The following is a 15,847-nucleotide window of genomic DNA, read 5'->3' as shown; positions in this document are numbered from 1 at the left end:
CCGTACACGGAGTCCGTGTACGGCCTTTCGTCTGTGCGCGGGGCTTGGTGTCCCCCCGCTGTCAGCGCTCGACGATGCGGTCGAACTGCGTGGTGGTGTGCCGCAGATGGGCCACCAGCTCCTCGCCGACCTTCGGCTCCGGGGCGTCCGAGGGCACGAAGAGGATCGAGACCTGCATGTGCGGGGGCTCCGCGAACCAGCGCTGCTTGGCGCCCCAGACGAACGGTGAGAGGTTCCGGTTGACCGTGGCGAGGCCTGCCCTGGCGACGCCCTTGGCGCGCGGCATGACGCCGTGCAGGGCCTTCGGGGCCTCCAGGCCCACCCCGTGCGACGTACCGCCGGCCACGACCACCAACCAGCCGTCCGAAGCGACCTTCTGCTGGCGGTAGCCGAAACGGTCGCCCTTGGAGACGGGTGTGACGTCCAGGACGGCTCCGCGGTACTCGGTGGCGTCGTGGTCCCCCAGCCACAGCCGCGTGCCGATGCGGGCACGGAAGCGGGTCTGCGGGAACTGCTGCTGCAGCCGGGCGAGTTCCTCGGCCTTGAGGTGGCTGACGAACATGGTGTGCAGCGGCAGCCGGGCCGCGCGCAGCCGGTCCATCCAGCCGATGACCTCCTCGACGGCGTCCGAGCCGTCGGTGCGGTCCAGCGGCAGGTGGATGGCGAAGCCCTCGAGGCGCACGTTCTCTATGGCGGCGTGGAGCTGGGACAGGTCCTGCTCGCTCACACCGTGCCGCTTCATGGAGGACATGACCTCGATGACGACGCGGGCGCCCACGAGGCCGTAGACGCCGTCGACCGACGACACGGAGCGGATGACCCGGTCGGGCAGCGGTACGGGCTCCTCGCCCCGCCTGAACGGCGTCAGGACGAGCAGGTCGCTGCCGAACCAGTCCTTGATCCGCGCGGCCTCGTACGTCGTGCCCACGGCCAGGACGTCGGAGCCCATGCGAGTGGCCTCGTCCGCGAGCCGCTCGTGGCCGAAGCCGTAGCCGTTGCCCTTGCAGACCGGGACGAGCCCCGGGAACTGCTCGGACACGTGCTTGTGGTGCGCCCGCCAGCGTGCGGTGTCGACGTAGAGCGTGAGCGCCATGGCCGGACCTGGAACCTTTCTCGTGGCAGCGGTGTATCAGAGGTGTGAAGGCGAATTCTGGTACGTCAGCGGCGCGACATGTAGATGTCGAGCGCCTTGTGGAGCAGTTTGTTGAGCGGGAAGTCCCACTCACCGAGGTATTCGGCGGCCTGCCCACCGGTGCCCACCTTGAACTGGATGAGGCCGAAGAGGTGATCGGTCTCGTCCAGCGAGTCGGAGATGCCGCGCAGGTCGTAGACGGTGGCGCCGAGCGCGTAGGCGTCGCGCAGCATCCGCCACTGCATCGCGTTCGAGGGCCGGACCTCACGCCCGATGTTGTCGGAGGCCCCGTAGGAGTACCAGACGTGCCCGCCGACGACCAGCATCGTCGCGGCGGACAGGTTCACACCCTCGTGCCGGGCGAAGTACAGCCGCATGCGGTTGGGGTCCTCGGTGTTGAGAGCCGTCCACATGCGCTGGAAGTACGAGAGCGGTCGGGGCCGGAAGTGGTCGCGCAGGGCCGTGATCTCGTAGAGGCGCTGCCACTCCTCCAGGTCCTGATAGCCGCCCTGGACGACCTCGACGCCGGCCTTCTCGGCCTTCTTGATGTTGCGCCGCCAGAGCTGGTTGAAGCCCTTGTGGACGTCCTCCAGCGACCGGTTGGCCAGCGGCACCTGGTAGACGTAGCGGGGCTGTACGTCGCCGAAGCCCGCCCCGCCGTCCTCGCCCTGCTGCCAGCCCATGCGCCGCAGCTTGTCGGCGACCTCGAAGGCGCGCGGCTCGATGAAGTCCGCCTCGATGTCGCGCAGGCGCTTCACGTCCGGGTCCTGGATGCCCTTCTTGATCGAAGCGGCCTCCCAGCGCCGGATGATCACCGGCGGGCCCATCTTCACGGAGAAGGCGCCCTGCTGCTTGAGATGCGCGAGCATCGGATCCAGCCAGTCGGTCAGATTCGGCGCGAACCAGTTGATGACCGGGCCCTCGGGCAGATAGGCGAGGTAGCGCTTGATCTTGGGCAGCTGGCGGTACAGAACGAGACCTGCGCCGACGATCTCGCCGGACCTGTTGTCGAACCATCCGAGGCTCTCGGAGCGCCACTCGGCCTTGACGTCTGCCCAGGCCGGGACCTGCATGTGGCTAGCCGCGGGCAGATTCTGGATGTACGCCAGATGCTGCTCACGGCTGATGGTCCTCAGGGTCAGGCTCATTCGGGGCGCTCCTCGGGCTGGTGTGTCCCCATGGGTACAAGGGCTCCGGCTCTCGCGCCGAAGCCTACTGCGCCCTGCGAGCGCCTCGTCTGGCCGTATGGAACCTGTGCCCCGACCAATACGTGGCCGGGGCACCCGGAGGTGTTGTCCGGTCGTGGGGCCGGGCGTTGGGAAGACCGTGGGCCGGCGGCTCCCGAGAGCCGGGGGCCGGTCAGCCGATGACGCCGCCGAAGAGGCCGCCGTGCGCCATGCCGAGGAAGAATCCGACGCCGGAGGCACCGAGACCCAGGATCAGCCCGAAACGCTCCCGGGTCGTCACGGAGACGAACTGCCCGGCCGCCCCGGTCAGGATGCCCACTAGCCCCGTCCACGAGCTGAGCAGATGGAGGCTGTGGAACATCGCGGTGACGAAGGCCGTCACTCCGAGGACGAGCGTCACGGCGAGCAGGGTGTCCTGGAGCGGATGGGGCTTGTGGTCGGTGGCGAACAGGGAACCGACGGTCTTGGAGTTGGGTCGCAATGCCTGTGCCATGTGGCACCTCCTGCGGAAGGCGGCGCATCGTAGCGCCATACACACCCGATGTGTACAGATTGACGGTCTCGGGCCCCGGATTTCAACCGCAAGCCGGTGTGCAGGTAGTCTGTACCGTCTGCACCGGTGTCTGCCCAGGCCATGACACGATCCCCCGCTCGGTTCGCCGATCGGTGGGCCCGATTGTCAGTGGCTGCCGATACCGTTGCGTACGCATCACAACCCTCCTGCCACGGAACGACCGTGGCCGTTGAGTCCAAAGGAGGTGGGTTCCACATGCGTCACTACGAAATGATGGTCATCCTCGACCCCGATCTCGAGGAGCGCGCTGTCGCCCCCCTGATCGAGAACTTCCTCTCCGTCGTCCGTGAGGGCAACGGAAAGGTCGAGAAGGTCGACACCTGGGGCCGTCGTCGTCTCTCGTACGAGATCAAGAAGAAGCCCGAGGGCATCTACTCGGTCATCGACCTGCAGGCCGAGCCTGCGGTCGTCAAGGAGCTCGACCGCCAGATGAACCTGAACGAGTCGGTCCTCCGGACCAAGGTCCTCCGTCCCGAGACCCACTGAGCTCTCCAGCTCAGCTGATCTCGGACAACGAGTAGTAGCACCAAGCAGCCAGCAGCAAACCCGCCGAGAGGTTCCCCCATGGCAGGCGAGACCGTCATCACGGTCGTCGGCAATCTTGTCGACGACCCCGAGCTGCGCTTCACCCCGTCCGGTGCGGCGGTCGCGAAGTTCCGTGTCGCGTCCACTCCCCGCACCTTCGACCGCCAGACGAACGAGTGGAAGGACGGCGAAAGCCTGTTCCTGACCTGCTCGGTCTGGCGTCAGGCGGCGGAGAACGTCGCCGAGTCGCTTCAGCGAGGCATGCGCGTCGTCGTGCAGGGCCGGCTGAAGCAGCGGTCCTACGAGGACCGTGAGGGCGTCAAGCGCACGGTCTACGAGCTGGACGTCGAGGAAGTCGGCGCCAGCCTGAAGAACGCCACGGCCAAGGTCACCAAGACCACCGGTCGAGGCGGCCAGGGCGGTTACAGCGGCGGCGGTGGCGGTCAGCAGGGCGGCGGCTGGGGCGGAGGCTCCGGCGGCGGTCAGCCGCAGGGCGGCGGCGCTCCCGCCGACGACCCCTGGGCGACCAGCGCTCCTGCAGGCGGCGGCCAGCAGGGCGGCGGCGGTGGCGGCTGGGGCGGAAGCTCCGGCGGCGCTGCGGGCGGCTCCGGCGGCGGCTACTCGGACGAGCCCCCCTTCTAGCCCCTGGGCTGAGGGTGGGCCGTACCCACACTTCTTGATCACACAGGAGAAACACCCATGGCGAAGCCGCCTGTGCGCAAGCCTAAGAAGAAGGTCTGCGCATTCTGCAAGGACAAGGTCACGTACGTGGACTACAAGGACACGAACATGCTGCGGAAGTTCATTTCCGACCGCGGCAAGATCCGTGCCCGCCGCGTGACCGGCAACTGCACGCAGCACCAGCGTGACGTCGCCACGGCTGTCAAGAACAGCCGTGAGATGGCGCTGCTGCCCTACACCTCCACCGCGCGATAAGGGAAGGGTGACCGACCAATGAAGATCATCCTCACCCACGAGGTCTCCGGCCTCGGCGCCGCGGGCGACGTCGTCGACGTCAAGGACGGCTACGCTCGCAACTACCTGATCCCGCGGAACTTCGCGATCCGTTGGACCAAGGGTGGCGAGAAGGACGTCGAGCAGATCCGTCGTGCTCGCAAGATCCACGAGATCCAGACCATCGAGCAGGCCAACGAGATCAAGGCCCGCCTCGAAGGTGTGAAGGTCCGTCTGGCCGTTCGCTCCGGCGACGCCGGTCGTCTCTTCGGTTCCGTCACTCCGGCTGACGTCGCCTCGGCGATCAAGGCTTCCGGTGGCCCCGACGTCGACAAGCGCCGCATCGAGCTGGGCTCGCCGATCAAGACGCTGGGCGCTCACGAGACGTCCGTGCGTCTGCACCCCGAGGTTGCCGCCAAGGTCAACATCGAGGTCGTCGCCGCGTAAGCGGTGCACTAGCAGCACAAGTGAGGGCCGCACCCCAAGGGTGCGGCCCTCACTGTTTTCCTGGACCTGTGGGAATGGAGCGTGCCTCCGGCAGGACTCGCGGGCGGCGAGTGTTTCACGTGAAACAAAGCGAATCCGTCTTCGGGGAGCTGCGCGGAGTGCTCGTTGTTTCACGTGAAACCGAGCGACCTCACGTACCTCCACGACGCCGGAGCGGGTTTGCTCAGCGCGTGGCGCCTGTGACGATCCAGCGACCCGAGCGCGTGCGCAGCCACAGGGTCAGCATCCGCACGGTCATCATGAGAGTCATCGCTCCCCAAACGGCAGTCAGCCCGCCGCCGAATACGGGCACGAGCAGTGCCACCGGAGCGAATACCGCCAGGGTGAGGATCATGGCCCATGCGAGATACGGGCCGTCCCCCGCGCCCATCAGCACGCCGTCCAGGACGAAGACGATCCCGCAGATCGGCTGAGAGAGCGCCACCATGAGCAGGGCGGGCAGTGCGGTGTCATGGACGACCGAGTCGCTGGTGAAGAGCGGCAGGAACAGGGGGCGGCTGACGATCACCAGCCCGCCGAGCACAACACCGACGGCGATGCCCCACTCCACCATGCGGCGGCAGGCCTCGCGGGCTCCCTTGGCGTCTCCGGCGCCGAGATAGCGGCCGATGATGGCCTGACCCGCGATGGCGATGGCGTCGAGGGCGAAGGCGAGCAGGCTCCACAGCGACAGGATGATCTGGTGCGCGGCGACATCGGCGTCTCCGAGCCGAGCGGCGACGGCGGTGGCGATCATCAGGATCGCGCGCAACGAGAGGGTGCGGACCAGCAGCGGTGCGCCGGCCTGGGCGCAGGCACGTATCCCGGCGGCGTCCGGCCGTAGGGATGCCCCGTGCTTCCGCGCTCCGCGGACCACCACGAGGAGATACACAGCGGCCATGCCGTACTGCGCGATGACGGTTCCCCAGGCGGAGCCGGCGATGCCGAGGTCCGCGCCGTAGACGAGGCCCACGTTGAGGGCGCCGTTGGCGACGAAGCCCGCGATGGCGACGTAGAGGGGTGTCTTTGTGTCCTGCAGTCCGCGGAGGACGCCGGTGGCGGCGAGGACGACGAGCATCGCGGGGATGCCGAGGGCCGAGATGCGCAGATAGGTCGTGGCGTAGGGGGCGGCGGTGTCAGAAGCGCCGAAGAGTTCCACCAGGGCAGGCGCGGTGGGCAGGACGACTGCGATGACGGCGGCGCCGAGCAGCAGGGCCAGCCAGATGCCGTCCATGCCCTGGCGGATCGCGGCCTGGAGGTCGCCCGCCCCGACCCGTCGGGCGACGGCGGCCGTGGTGGCGTATGCGAGGAAGACGAAGATGCTCACGGCTGTGACGAGGAGAGCCGAGGCGATGCCGAGACCGGCGAGTTGAGCGGTGCCGAGATGGCCGACGACGGCGGTGTCGACCATGAGGAAGAGAGGCTCGGCTATGAGTGCGCCGAAGGCCGGAACGGCCAGCGCGACGATCTCTCGGTCGTGCCGACGCCGGGCGGCCTTGGGTGCCGCGGGAGCCTGTGTCATGCGCATCAATCTAATCTTCCACAGGTAAGAGATGCAAGTGCCCGATGACCCTTACCTTCGATCGCGTGGGATGCGCTGTCGCACGCCATTCGCATCGATCTTGATCCGACTGGGAAAGTTTTTCTTCTGCACAGCCGGTGGACGGGATATCCGCAGGTCAGGATAGGTGTGGAAATGATGCTGAGTGCTTGTTCACAGGCCTGTCCACCGGGTCGTGCACAGGTTTTGCAGGGTTCTCCACAGCATCGGGGCCGTCGTCCACATGGCCTGTGGATAACCAGATTGGCTGACGGTGCCCGCGGGCCTACCGTGGTGCGGCACCCGCTCGCTTCTCCGTCCTCGGAAACCTCACAAAACCGACGCGTCAGAACCGGAGTTGGGCATCTCATTTGTCAGTGTCGTGCCGTAGGAATGAGGGGCACGGCGAGGTCCGCTCGGCGGACGGGAGGAGGTGGCCCGGTGAGTATTTCCGAGCCCTTGGACGATCCGTGGGCCGACAGCGGTCCCAGTGATCGTCTGCCCGCCTCCCGCCAGCGCCGCGACGGTGGCCGGGGCAGAGACGACCAGCACGACCGCGGTCAGGACAACGGAGCCTGGGACGGCGGAGGTTCGGCGTTCGAGCGAGTGCCGCCACAGGATCTGGACGCCGAGCAGTCCGTTCTCGGCGGCATGCTGCTCTCGAAGGACGCCATCGCCGACGTCGTCGAGGTGCTCAAGGGCCACGACTTCTACCGGCCGGCGCACGAGACCATCTACGGCTCGATCCTCGATCTCTATGCGAAGGGCGAGCCGGCCGACCCGATCACGGTCGCCGCCGAGCTCACCAAGCGCGGCGAGATCACCAAGGTCGGCGGCGCCTCGTATCTGCACACCCTGGTCCAGACGGTTCCGACGGCGGCGAACGCCGAGTACTACGCGGAGATCGTCCACGAGCGGGCCGTGCTGCGCCGCCTGGTCGAGGCCGGTACCCGCATCACGCAGATGGGTTACGCGGCCGACGGCGACGTGGACGAGATCGTCAACAGCGCCCAGGCCGAGATCTACGCGGTCACCGAGCAGCGCACCACCGAGGACTATCTGCCGCTCGGCGACATCATGGAGGGCGCGCTCGACGAGATCGAGGCGATCGGTTCTCGGTCGGGGGAGATGACCGGTGTGCCGACGGGCTTCACCGACCTCGACCAGCTCACCAACGGGCTGCACCCGGGCCAGATGATCATCATCGCCGCCCGTCCCGCCATGGGTAAGTCGACGCTGGCGCTGGACTTCGCACGGGCCTGCTCGATCAAGCACAACATGCCGAGTGTGATCTTCTCGCTCGAAATGGGCCGCAACGAGATCGCGATGCGTCTGCTGTCCGCCGAGGCGCGTGTGGCCCTGCACCACATGCGTTCCGGGACGATGACCGACGAGGACTGGACCCGGCTCGCGCGCCGGATGCCGGACGTCTCGGCAGCTCCCCTCTACATTGACGACTCCCCGAACCTGTCGATGATGGAGATCCGCGCCAAGTGCCGTCGCCTCAAGCAGCGCGCCGATCTCAAGCTCGTGGTCATCGACTATCTGCAGCTGATGCAGTCCGGCGGCAAGCGGTCCGAGAGCCGACAGCAGGAAGTCTCCGACATGTCGCGAAACCTCAAGCTGCTTGCCAAGGAGCTTGAGCTGCCGGTGATCGCGCTGTCGCAGCTGAACCGTGGCCCAGAGCAGCGCACGGACAAGAAGCCCATGGTCTCCGACCTGCGTGAGTCCGGGTCGATCGAGCAGGACGCGGACATGGTGATCCTGCTGCACCGCGAAGACGCGTACGAGAAGGAGTCGCCGCGCGCCGGCGAGGCGGACATTATCGTGGGCAAGCACCGTAACGGCCCGACGGCCACGATCACGGTCGCCTTCCAGGGCCACTACTCCCGCTTCGTGGACATGGCACAGACCTGATCGCCGTCCGCCCGGACAGCGATGAGGGCGCGGCGGTCAGTCGCGTCGGTAGCGGGCCCTGATGTGGAAGCGCTCGCCCTGCGGGCCGAGGATGCTCAGGAACTCCACCGGCCGCTCGTCGGCGTTGCCGAACCAGTGCGGGAGGTGGGTGTCGAACTCGGCGACCTCGCCCGTGGTGAGGACGAGGTCCTGGTCGGCGAGCACGAGGCGCAGTCGTCCTTTGAGGACGTACAGCCAGTGGTACCCCTCGTGCGAGCGGGGATCGGGTTCGCGGTCGGTCGGGCCCGCGGGGAGGATCTGTTTGAACGCCTGCAGCCCGCCGGGTTTGCGGGTCAGCGGGATGACGGTCAAGCCGTTGCGGGTGAACGGCTGCGGGTAGACGCGCGGGTCGAGGCCGGCCGGGGCGCCGACGAGTTCGTCGAGCGGCATCTGATAGGCCTTGGCCAGGGGCAACAGCAGCTCCAGGCCCGGCTTGCGGTGTCCGGACTCCAGCCGGGACAGGGTGCTGACCGGAATACCGGTGGTTTCCGACAGGGCGGTCAGGGTGGCCCCGCTGCGGCGCCGCAACTCGCGCAGCCGTGGCCCGACCGCGGCCAGCACGGTGTCGAACTCGTCGCTCATGCGTTCACTGTGCCCACGCTTTGCAGTTCTCGCAAAGAACTTTGGCGTTTCGGCATGGGCGGGGACAGGTTGACGGCAGGCCACGGGCGACCGGCGCCATGGCAACCGACCCACCAGGCGAGGCACAGACGATGGACGCACAGTTCTGGGACGAGATGTATCGCAGCCGCGACCAGGTCTTCAGCGGCGACCCCAACGGAGTGCTGGTCACCGAGGTCACCGATCTGCCGCCGGGACAGGCGCTCGATGTCGGATGCGGTGAAGGCGCCGACGCCCTCTGGCTGGCCCGGCACGGCTGGCAGGTCACCGCGGTCGACATCTCGACGACCGCCCTGCAGCGCGCGGCGGCCGCTGCCTCGGACATCGAGGGTCGCGTGGCGTGGACACGGGCCGACCTGAACATCACGCCACCCCCGGCCGACGCGTTCGACCTGGTGTCGGTTCAGTACTTCCCGCTCCCACTCCAGCCGGATCACACGGCGCTGCGGGGCCTGCTGAACGCCGTCGCGCCCGGCGGCACCCTGCTCTTCGCCGGCCACGACCTCGCCGATCTGTCCCCACGCCCGGAGCAGGGCTTCGACCCCGGCGACTACTACCAGCCCGGCGACATCGCCGAACTCCTCGACCGCGACTGGACCGTCCTGATCAACGAAACGCGCCCACGAACCGCTCCCGCACCCGCCGGCACCCACCACACCCACGACACCGTCCTGCGCGCGCAACGCTTGCGGTGATCCGGGGCGCGAGATGCCGCGCCTGGGTCACGACGTCCCGCGGCGGGCTCAAATGCGCTCGACGCGGGACGCCGGGGCAGGTGGACTTGGGGCCATGACGACACCTGTGGAAGAACTGCTTCCCGCCACACGCCGGGCCCTGCTGCACCGAATCGCCACCGCTCAGGCCGAAGGACGGGCGCCCTCGCTGGTGGCGGCGGTCGTCCGGGGCGGAGAGCCGGTCTGGCACGGTTCCCGCACCTCGGTGGACGGGCACGGGCCGGACGAGAACGTGCAGTACAGGATCGGTTCGATCACCAAGACGTTCACCGCGGTCCTGGTGCTGCGGCTGCGCGACGAAGGCGCCCTGGACCTGGGGGATCCGCTGGAGAAGTATCTTCCGGGCACCGGCGCGGGGGAGGCGACGATCGCCGAACTCCTTGCGCACACAAGCGGATTGGCGGCCGAATCCCCCTCCCCCTGGTGGGAGCGCACCCCTGGATCGCTGCGTCCCGAACTCGCCGATGTGCTGGGCGAACAGCCGCACCGGCATCCCGTCGGACGGCGGTTCCACTACTCGAACCCCGGCTATACGTTGCTGGGCGCGCTGGTGGAGGAGCTCAGGGGCGTCCCATGGGAGGAGGCTCTACGGAACGAGGTGCTCGAACCGCTGGGGCTGCACCGCACGGGTGCGGAGCCTCAAGCACCGCACGCGGGCGGCTGGGCCGTGCATCCCTGGGCGGACGTGATGCTGCCGGAGCCCGTCGAGGACCTGGGCCGGATGGCACCGGCGGGCCAACTCTGGTCGACCACCGGCGACTTGGCGCGCTTCGCAGCCTTCCTGGCCAAGGGCGACGACCGAGTGCTGAGCGCGGAGTCCGTACGGGAGATGCGTACGCCCGCCGCGCCGGCCGAAGCCGAAGAGGTGGCGGCCGGCAGCGCCTACGGCCTCGGTATGCAGGTCCAGCATCGGGACGGCCGGATGTTGGTGGGGCACTCCGGTTCTCTCCCCGGCTTCCTCGCCGGTCTCATGATCGGCGTCGAGGACGACCTGGCCGCCGTCGTGCTCGCCAACTGCACCTCCGGCCCGCCGGTGTTCACGGTCGCCGCCGATCTCGTACGTATCGTCGCGGAGGCCGAGCCCCGGATTCCCGAGCCGTGGCGGCCGCTGCCCGAGGTCGACCGTTCCGTACTCGAGTTGGCGGGACCCTGGTACTGGGGAACGCACGCCTTCGCGCTGCGCCTCACGGCCGACGGGGGTGTTTCGCTCGGGCCGCTGTCCGGCAACGGCCGGCGTTCGCGTTTCCGGGCCAACGGGGACGGGACCTGGACGGGACTCGACGGCTACTACGCGGGCGAGGCCCTGAGGGCCGTACAGCATCCCGACGGGTCGGTGAGCCACCTGGACCTCGGGTCGTTCGTGTTCACGCGGCAGCCGTACGAGGAGGGGGCTTCCGTGCCGGGTGGTGTGGATCCTGAGGGGTGGCGCGGGATCAGTTAGTCGCCCCATGACGGGGTGAGCCGCGTGGCGAGGGGCGTGATGTTTCACGTGAAACACAGCACCCTCGCGTACGCGGACCTGGGCACCGACTCGGCGGTCAGGATCCACCCGCCTCAGAGCTGCAGCTTGAACCCGACGTGGGACGCCGTGAAGCCGAGCCGTTCGTAGAACCGGCGGGCATCGATGCGGCTGACGTCGGAGGTCAGCTGCACCAACTGGCAGCCCTCGCTCCGGGAACGGTCGATCGCCCACTCGATGAAGCGGGTGCCCAGGCCGCTGCCACGCTCGTCGGCATGGACGCGTACGCCTTCGATGATCGAGCGGGTCGCACCCTTGCGGGACAGGCCCGGAATGATCGTGAGTTGGAGCGTGCCGACGACGCGGCCTTCGCGCACGGCGACGACCAGGTGCTGGTTCGGATCGTCGGCCAGGCGCTCCAGGGCGGCCAGATAGGGGCTCAGGTCGTCCGGTGACTCGCGCTGCGCTCCCAGAGGATCGTCGGCGAGCATCGCGACGATGACAGGGACGTCGTCCGGGACAGCCGGTCGTATCTCAAGATCTTCCATGGCAGCACCCTACGCAGGCGTGCCCCGAGGCTGACGTCTCCCAGCGCGCGCAGCGCAGCCGCGCTCGCTACGCGGGCGTCGGCACGCTCGCCGACTCCACGACGCGGACCAGCGGAGCCAGCTCGGGATTCATGGCCGCTGCGTCGAGCGCCTCGCGCAGGGCGGCGTCGTTGGTGGGCCGGGCTTCGTCGAGGAGCTTGAGGCCCGCCTCGCTGACGTTCGTGTAGATGCCGCGGCGGTCGGTCGGGCACAGGTAGCGCGAGAGCAGCCCGCGGTCCTCCAGTCGGGTCACCAGTCGCGTGGTGGCGCTCTGGCTGAGGACGACCGCGTCGGCGACCTGCTTCATCTGGAGGTGGCCGCCGTCGCCGTCGTGCTGACGGCTGAGGACGTCGAGGAGCGAGTACTCGCGCACGCTCAGGTCGTGCTTGGTCTGCAGGGCCCGTTCGATGTGCGCCTCGATCCTCCCGTGCAGCAGGGAGAGGGCACACCAGCCCTGGGCGAGGGCGGTGAGCGCGGGGTCTGTCGCTGTCATGGCGTTCTCCTCCGTACCGGAGCGGCTGACACCAGGATAGAGCACTGCCGCAATAGTCCGCGCTTGCAATTAGTCGGCGCCTGCAAGTATTGTCGACGCACGTAAAGCGCTCCTGCAATCGTCTGGGAAGGTTTTCCCCATGCCTCTCGCGCTTCTTGCCCTCGCGATCGGGGCCTTCGGAATCGGAACCACCGAGTTCGTGATCATGGGCTTGCTGCCCGACGTCGCGGGTGACTTCGGTGTCTCCATCCCCACCGCGGGCTTCCTCGTGACCGGCTACGCGCTCGGCGTCATGTTCGGTGCGCCGCTCATGACCGTGCTCGGCACCAAGGTGTCCCGTAAGCGGATGCTGATGCTCCTGATGGGGCTCTTCATCGTCGGCAACCTGCTCTCCGCCGTCGCTCCCGACTTCACCGTGATGCTGATCGGCCGCGTGGTCGCCTCGCTCGCGCACGGTGCCTTCTTCGGCATCGGTGCCGTGGTCGCCGCAGACCTCGTCGCGCCCGACAAGAAGGCCGGCGCCATCTCGATGATGTTCACGGGCCTCACTGTCGCCAACGTCGTCGGCGTACCGCTGGGCACCCTCATCGGCCAGTCCGCCGGCTGGCGCGTGACGTTCACGATCGTCGCGGCCCTGGGCGTCCTCGGCCTGGCGGGCATCGCCAAGCTCGTCCCCGACATGCCCAAGGCGGAAGGTGTGCGCCTGCGCCACGAGCTGGCCGCGTTCAAGAACGTCCAGGTGCTGCTCGCCATGGCGATGACCGTCCTCGGTTTCGGCGGAGTCTTCGCGGCGATCACCTACATCGCGCCGATGATGACGAACGTGGGCGGCTTCGCCGACGGCTCCGTCACCTGGCTGCTCGTCCTCTTCGGTCTCGGCATGGTCGGTGGCAACCTCGTCGGCGGCAAGTTCGCCGACCGCGCCCTGATGCCGATGCTGTACGTCTCCCTGGGCGCCCTCGCGGTCGTACTCGCCCTCTTCACGTTCACCGCGCACAACAAGATCGCGGCGGCCGTGACCATCGCGCTGATCGGTGCCCTCGGGTTCGCCACCGTGCCGCCGCTCCAGAAGCGGGTACTCGACCAGGCGCACGGCGCCCCGACGCTCGCCTCCGCCGTGAACATCGGCGCCTTCAACCTCGGCAACGCCCTCTCCGCCTGGCTCGGCGGCCTCGTCATCGCGGCCGGCCTCGGCTACACCGCCCCCAACTGGGTCGGCGCCATTCTCGCCGCCGCGGCCCTCGTCCTCGCCGTCCTCTCGGCCGCTCTGGAGCGCCGGGCCGACGCCACCGACACCGCCGACGGCCTGGTCGTCACCGGAGCCGGGGCCGAGGCAGCGTCGGCGGAGGCCGCCCAGCAGAAGGCCGCTGTTCACCACTGACCCGCTGCCCGGGCGGCCGTATCCGCCCTGGCGTGGTCGGCCGCTGGGCCATGGCTGTCCCGGCGTCCGACCGAAGCCCTGAGCAAGCCTTTACCCGCACCTCAACAGACCGGCCTCCCCACAGGCCACCACCCGGCGAACCGCCACCCCCACACAGCACCACTCATCAAGGAGAAACAAGCTCATGAGCACCACCACCGTCACCCCGCTGACCATCCAGGACGCCGAGGCTCTCGTCACGGCCGCCCGCCGGGCCGCGGAAGCCGCCGACGTCAAGGTCAGCGTCACCGTCCTCGACGCGGGCGGCCACCTGCTCGCCTTCCGGCGCGACGACCGGGCCGTACTGATCTCCGGTGAGACCAGCACCCGCAAGGCCTACACGGCACTGCAGCTGGACACCCCCACCGCAGACCTCGTCGACGCCGTGCAGCCGGGTGGCCTCTTCCACACCCTGCCCACCGCCCTCGACCGCCCGCTGCTCTTCATCGCGGGCGGTGTCCCGGTCCACCGCGACGGCCGTCTGATCGGCGCGATCGGAGTCGGCGGCGGCGCACCGGAGCAGGACCACTCCTTCGCCACCGCCGCGCTGAAGACGCTCGCCTAGGAGCGCTCGAAAGCGCTGTATCGCCAGGAAACACCGAAACGCCTGCCCCGGACGGGGCAGGCGTTTCTGCTGGCCGCCGGCTCTCGGCTGCCGAGCCGGCAACCGCGGAGCTCTCAGCCTCCAAGCTCTCAGCCGCCGGTCGAACTCACCCTCGGCCCTTCAGCCCGCCGCCACCGTGAGCGGAGCGAACCGCCGTGTCCAGTCGCCCGGCAACTCCGCGATGCCGTACGTCATGACCGCGTTGAAACTCAGGGGGGCGAGCCCGCGCTCCTTCACCCACGCCAGCAACTCCTCGTGCCGTACGTCGATGTCGGTGCGCAAAGGCCCGTCGACGTGGGCGGCCAGCGAGGCGATGAGCGCCTTGGCCGTCTCCGTGTCCCGGGCGATCAGCGGACCCACGACATGGTTGTCCAGATTGGGCCAGGCGGCCGCGTAGCCGATGATCCGGCCGTCCTCCTCGGCGACACGCAGCTGGTCGGCGAAGGCGGGCAGGCGCGTGATCATGTGCGTGCGATCGGCACCGAAGACCTCTTCGTCGAGCCGGAGGATCGCGGGGAGGTCCTCGGCCGTGGCCGCACGCGTGGCGACCTCGGACTCCGGGCCGCCCGGGACGAAGTGGCCGCGGACCATCTCGGCGCGGCCGGTGGTCTTGAAGCCCAGCTCCTCGTAGAGAGGGCGTCCGTACGGCGTCGCGTGCAGCGTCACCGGCGTGGTGCCCAGCTCGGCGACGACATGTCGCATCAGCCTGCGTCCGACGCCCTGGCGAGCGTGCCGCTCGGCGACCAGCACCATGCCGATCGCGGCCAGGGCGGGGCAGTCCTGGGGCCCGTACGAGGTCACGACGCAGGCGGTGACGAGGCCCCCGTCGGGGTCGTCGATGCCGTAACCCGTACCGGCCGTGAGCAGGAGGCCCCACTTGTGTTCCTCGCGGGGCCAGCCGCGGTTCTCGGACAGATCGGCACAGGCGGAGAGATCGCGTGGCGTCAGACGGCGGATGGGCTGGAAGGCGGGGGAAGAAGTCGACACGCAGGTCAGGCTGTCCGACCGGCGCGCTCGGCGTCCACCGGTTTCCGGGCAGCCGCACTGATCTTTTGCCCGCGCGACTTCTGCCCGACGGACTTCAGCTCACGCAGCCTCCGTCCGCGTCGGGTCAGTCCCCAGGGCTTGAGCACCGAGATCACCGTCATGAAGAGATAGGCGGACAGCGAGACGATCGGCCCGAACAGTACGTCACCGGCGTCAGGCAGGGGACCACCTGCAGAAACAGCTGTGACGGCGGAACCGACTCCGGGGCGCAGCGCGAAGACAGTGGCAGTGATCGTGGCCAGGGTCAGCCAGAACTTGATGTAGACCCAGCGGTGCCTCGCCAGCCCCCACGGCGTGCCCAGGGACAGCACCAGACCGCTCACAAGCGTGAGGAACGCGAGGGGGAGCAGGAGCCAGTCGGCGAACAGCTTCATGGCACGGACGGAGGCCTCCACGGTCACCGCGGACCCTGTGGTGGTCGCGGTGATCCCCAGAGCGAGCAGCCCGAGCGTGAGCCCGAGCCAGCCCGCGGAGGCGGCTACATGGACGACGAGGGTGGCCCGGCGTGCGGGGCGGCTTAGTTTCACG

18 protein-coding genes are annotated in these 15,847 nt (G+C 68.7%); 9 read left to right on the top strand and 9 right to left on the bottom strand.

The window, feature by feature from the left end; all coding sequences use genetic code 11:
• Nucleotides 1–61: 61 nt before the first annotated feature.
• The 3 genes from ACFWXQ_RS23090 to ACFWXQ_RS23080 all read right to left on the bottom strand — a co-directional run bounded on the left by ACFWXQ_RS23090 (nt 62) and on the right by ACFWXQ_RS23080 (nt 2,812).
• Nucleotides 62–1,093 carry an alanine racemase gene (locus tag ACFWXQ_RS23090; RefSeq protein ID WP_383936082.1) on the bottom strand — a complete coding sequence of 344 codons (1,032 nt, stop codon included), beginning with the start codon at nt 1,091–1,093 and terminating at the stop codon, nt 62–64.
• A 65-nt stretch (nt 1,094–1,158) separates the two neighbouring features.
• Nucleotides 1,159–2,280, bottom strand: a complete 1,122-nt coding sequence (femX, locus tag ACFWXQ_RS23085) for a peptidoglycan bridge formation glycyltransferase FemX (RefSeq protein WP_362071320.1) — start codon at nt 2,278–2,280, stop codon at nt 1,159–1,161.
• Nucleotides 2,281–2,491: 211 nt separating this feature from the next.
• Complete coding sequence (locus tag ACFWXQ_RS23080) at nt 2,492–2,812, bottom strand: hypothetical protein (RefSeq protein WP_055610617.1); 321 nt, start codon at nt 2,810–2,812, stop codon at nt 2,492–2,494.
• A gap of 276 nt (nt 2,813–3,088) precedes the next feature.
• Here ACFWXQ_RS23080 and rpsF point away from each other — a divergent pair, with 276 nt between their 5' ends.
• The 4 genes from rpsF to rplI all read left to right on the top strand — a co-directional run bounded on the left by rpsF (nt 3,089) and on the right by rplI (nt 4,819).
• The gene (gene rpsF, locus ACFWXQ_RS23075; RefSeq protein WP_055610618.1) at nt 3,089–3,379 is read left to right on the top strand and encodes a 30S ribosomal protein S6; all 291 of its coding nucleotides are present in this window, start codon (nt 3,089–3,091) and stop codon (nt 3,377–3,379) included.
• Nucleotides 3,380–3,457: 78 nt separating this feature from the next.
• On the top strand, nt 3,458–4,060 hold the full coding sequence (locus ACFWXQ_RS23070) for a single-stranded DNA-binding protein (protein ID WP_383936080.1): 603 nt from the start codon (nt 3,458–3,460) through the stop codon (nt 4,058–4,060).
• A 57-nt stretch (nt 4,061–4,117) separates the two neighbouring features.
• On the top strand, nt 4,118–4,354 hold the full coding sequence (gene rpsR / locus ACFWXQ_RS23065; RefSeq protein ID WP_003949403.1) for a 30S ribosomal protein S18: 237 nt from the start codon (nt 4,118–4,120) through the stop codon (nt 4,352–4,354).
• A gap of 18 nt (nt 4,355–4,372) precedes the next feature.
• The gene (gene rplI / locus ACFWXQ_RS23060) at nt 4,373–4,819 is read left to right on the top strand and encodes a 50S ribosomal protein L9 (RefSeq protein WP_055610620.1); all 447 of its coding nucleotides are present in this window, start codon (nt 4,373–4,375) and stop codon (nt 4,817–4,819) included.
• Nucleotides 4,820–5,042: 223 nt separating this feature from the next.
• Here the strand turns inward: rplI and ACFWXQ_RS23055 are convergent, their stop codons facing one another.
• Complete coding sequence (locus ACFWXQ_RS23055; protein ID WP_383936077.1) at nt 5,043–6,380, bottom strand: MATE family efflux transporter; 1,338 nt, start codon at nt 6,378–6,380, stop codon at nt 5,043–5,045.
• 459 nt (nt 6,381–6,839) lie between these two features.
• Between ACFWXQ_RS23055 and dnaB the strand changes: the two genes are divergently transcribed.
• Nucleotides 6,840–8,315 (top strand): replicative DNA helicase, encoded by a 1,476-nt coding sequence (dnaB, locus tag ACFWXQ_RS23050; protein WP_200397041.1) that lies wholly within the window; start codon nt 6,840–6,842, stop codon nt 8,313–8,315.
• 36 nt (nt 8,316–8,351) lie between these two features.
• On the opposite strand, the gene ACFWXQ_RS23045 is transcribed toward dnaB, so the two are convergent.
• On the bottom strand, nt 8,352–8,936 hold the full coding sequence (locus ACFWXQ_RS23045; protein WP_383936076.1) for a helix-turn-helix domain-containing protein: 585 nt from the start codon (nt 8,934–8,936) through the stop codon (nt 8,352–8,354).
• Between the two features lie 131 nt (nt 8,937–9,067).
• Here ACFWXQ_RS23045 and ACFWXQ_RS23040 point away from each other — a divergent pair, with 131 nt between their 5' ends.
• Both ACFWXQ_RS23040 and ACFWXQ_RS23035 read left to right on the top strand, forming a co-directional pair.
• Nucleotides 9,068–9,670, top strand: coding sequence for a class I SAM-dependent methyltransferase (locus ACFWXQ_RS23040; protein ID WP_383936074.1), 603 nt, complete (start codon nt 9,068–9,070; stop codon nt 9,668–9,670).
• A 94-nt stretch (nt 9,671–9,764) separates the two neighbouring features.
• Nucleotides 9,765–11,150, top strand: a complete 1,386-nt coding sequence (locus tag ACFWXQ_RS23035) for a serine hydrolase domain-containing protein (protein WP_383936073.1) — start codon at nt 9,765–9,767, stop codon at nt 11,148–11,150.
• Nucleotides 11,151–11,263: 113 nt separating this feature from the next.
• Here ACFWXQ_RS23035 and ACFWXQ_RS23030 read toward each other — a convergent pair whose 3' ends face one another.
• Together ACFWXQ_RS23030 and ACFWXQ_RS23025 are read right to left on the bottom strand one after the other, a co-directional pair.
• Nucleotides 11,264–11,716, bottom strand: a complete 453-nt coding sequence (locus ACFWXQ_RS23030; RefSeq protein ID WP_383936071.1) for a GNAT family N-acetyltransferase — start codon at nt 11,714–11,716, stop codon at nt 11,264–11,266.
• Nucleotides 11,717–11,783: 67 nt separating this feature from the next.
• Nucleotides 11,784–12,248: a MarR family transcriptional regulator gene (locus tag ACFWXQ_RS23025; RefSeq protein WP_362071305.1), complete on the bottom strand. Its 465-nt coding sequence runs from the start codon at nt 12,246–12,248 to the stop codon at nt 11,784–11,786.
• A 139-nt stretch (nt 12,249–12,387) separates the two neighbouring features.
• Between ACFWXQ_RS23025 and ACFWXQ_RS23020 the strand changes: the two genes are divergently transcribed.
• Nucleotides 12,388–13,629, top strand: coding sequence for an MFS transporter (locus tag ACFWXQ_RS23020; RefSeq protein ID WP_383936068.1), 1,242 nt, complete (start codon nt 12,388–12,390; stop codon nt 13,627–13,629).
• A gap of 184 nt (nt 13,630–13,813) precedes the next feature.
• A complete protein-coding gene (locus tag ACFWXQ_RS23015; protein WP_383936066.1) occupies nt 13,814–14,233 on the top strand; it encodes a heme-binding protein in 420 nt (139 codons plus the stop codon).
• 159 nt (nt 14,234–14,392) lie between these two features.
• Here ACFWXQ_RS23015 and ACFWXQ_RS23010 read toward each other — a convergent pair whose 3' ends face one another.
• The gene (locus ACFWXQ_RS23010) at nt 14,393–15,259 is read right to left on the bottom strand and encodes a GNAT family N-acetyltransferase (RefSeq protein ID WP_383936064.1); all 867 of its coding nucleotides are present in this window, start codon (nt 15,257–15,259) and stop codon (nt 14,393–14,395) included.
• A 5-nt stretch (nt 15,260–15,264) separates the two neighbouring features.
• A complete protein-coding gene (locus ACFWXQ_RS23005; protein WP_383936062.1) occupies nt 15,265–15,846 on the bottom strand; it encodes a DUF2269 domain-containing protein in 582 nt (193 codons plus the stop codon).
• Between the last annotated feature and the right edge of the window lies 1 nt (nt 15,847).

Source organism: Streptomyces sp. NPDC058697 (assembly GCF_042715345.1).
GTDB lineage: Bacteria > Actinomycetota > Actinomycetes > Streptomycetales > Streptomycetaceae > Streptomyces > Streptomyces liliifuscus.
This window is presented reverse-complemented; position numbering and strand designations above follow the sequence as displayed.

What these genes read in the sequence shown, in the direction of transcription:
- ACFWXQ_RS23090 (WP_383936082.1), bottom strand. Translation starts at nt 1,093, where the DNA reads ATGGCGCTCACGCTCTACGTCGACACCGCACGCTGGCGGGCGCACCAC.
- femX (WP_362071320.1), bottom strand. Translation starts at nt 2,280, where the DNA reads ATGAGCCTGACCCTGAGGACCATCAGCCGTGAGCAGCATCTGGCGTAC.
- ACFWXQ_RS23080 (WP_055610617.1), bottom strand. Translation starts at nt 2,812, where the DNA reads ATGGCACAGGCATTGCGACCCAACTCCAAGACCGTCGGTTCCCTGTTC.
- rpsF (WP_055610618.1), top strand. Translation starts at nt 3,089, where the DNA reads ATGCGTCACTACGAAATGATGGTCATCCTCGACCCCGATCTCGAGGAG.
- ACFWXQ_RS23070 (WP_383936080.1), top strand. Translation starts at nt 3,458, where the DNA reads ATGGCAGGCGAGACCGTCATCACGGTCGTCGGCAATCTTGTCGACGAC.
- rpsR (WP_003949403.1), top strand. Translation starts at nt 4,118, where the DNA reads ATGGCGAAGCCGCCTGTGCGCAAGCCTAAGAAGAAGGTCTGCGCATTC.
- rplI (WP_055610620.1), top strand. Translation starts at nt 4,373, where the DNA reads ATGAAGATCATCCTCACCCACGAGGTCTCCGGCCTCGGCGCCGCGGGC.
- ACFWXQ_RS23055 (WP_383936077.1), bottom strand. Translation starts at nt 6,380, where the DNA reads ATGACACAGGCTCCCGCGGCACCCAAGGCCGCCCGGCGTCGGCACGAC.
- ACFWXQ_RS23045 (WP_383936076.1), bottom strand. Translation starts at nt 8,936, where the DNA reads ATGAGCGACGAGTTCGACACCGTGCTGGCCGCGGTCGGGCCACGGCTG.
- ACFWXQ_RS23040 (WP_383936074.1), top strand. Translation starts at nt 9,068, where the DNA reads ATGGACGCACAGTTCTGGGACGAGATGTATCGCAGCCGCGACCAGGTC.
- ACFWXQ_RS23035 (WP_383936073.1), top strand. Translation starts at nt 9,765, where the DNA reads ATGACGACACCTGTGGAAGAACTGCTTCCCGCCACACGCCGGGCCCTG.
- ACFWXQ_RS23030 (WP_383936071.1), bottom strand. Translation starts at nt 11,716, where the DNA reads ATGGAAGATCTTGAGATACGACCGGCTGTCCCGGACGACGTCCCTGTC.
- ACFWXQ_RS23025 (WP_362071305.1), bottom strand. Translation starts at nt 12,248, where the DNA reads ATGACAGCGACAGACCCCGCGCTCACCGCCCTCGCCCAGGGCTGGTGT.
- ACFWXQ_RS23020 (WP_383936068.1), top strand. Translation starts at nt 12,388, where the DNA reads ATGCCTCTCGCGCTTCTTGCCCTCGCGATCGGGGCCTTCGGAATCGGA.
- ACFWXQ_RS23015 (WP_383936066.1), top strand. Translation starts at nt 13,814, where the DNA reads ATGAGCACCACCACCGTCACCCCGCTGACCATCCAGGACGCCGAGGCT.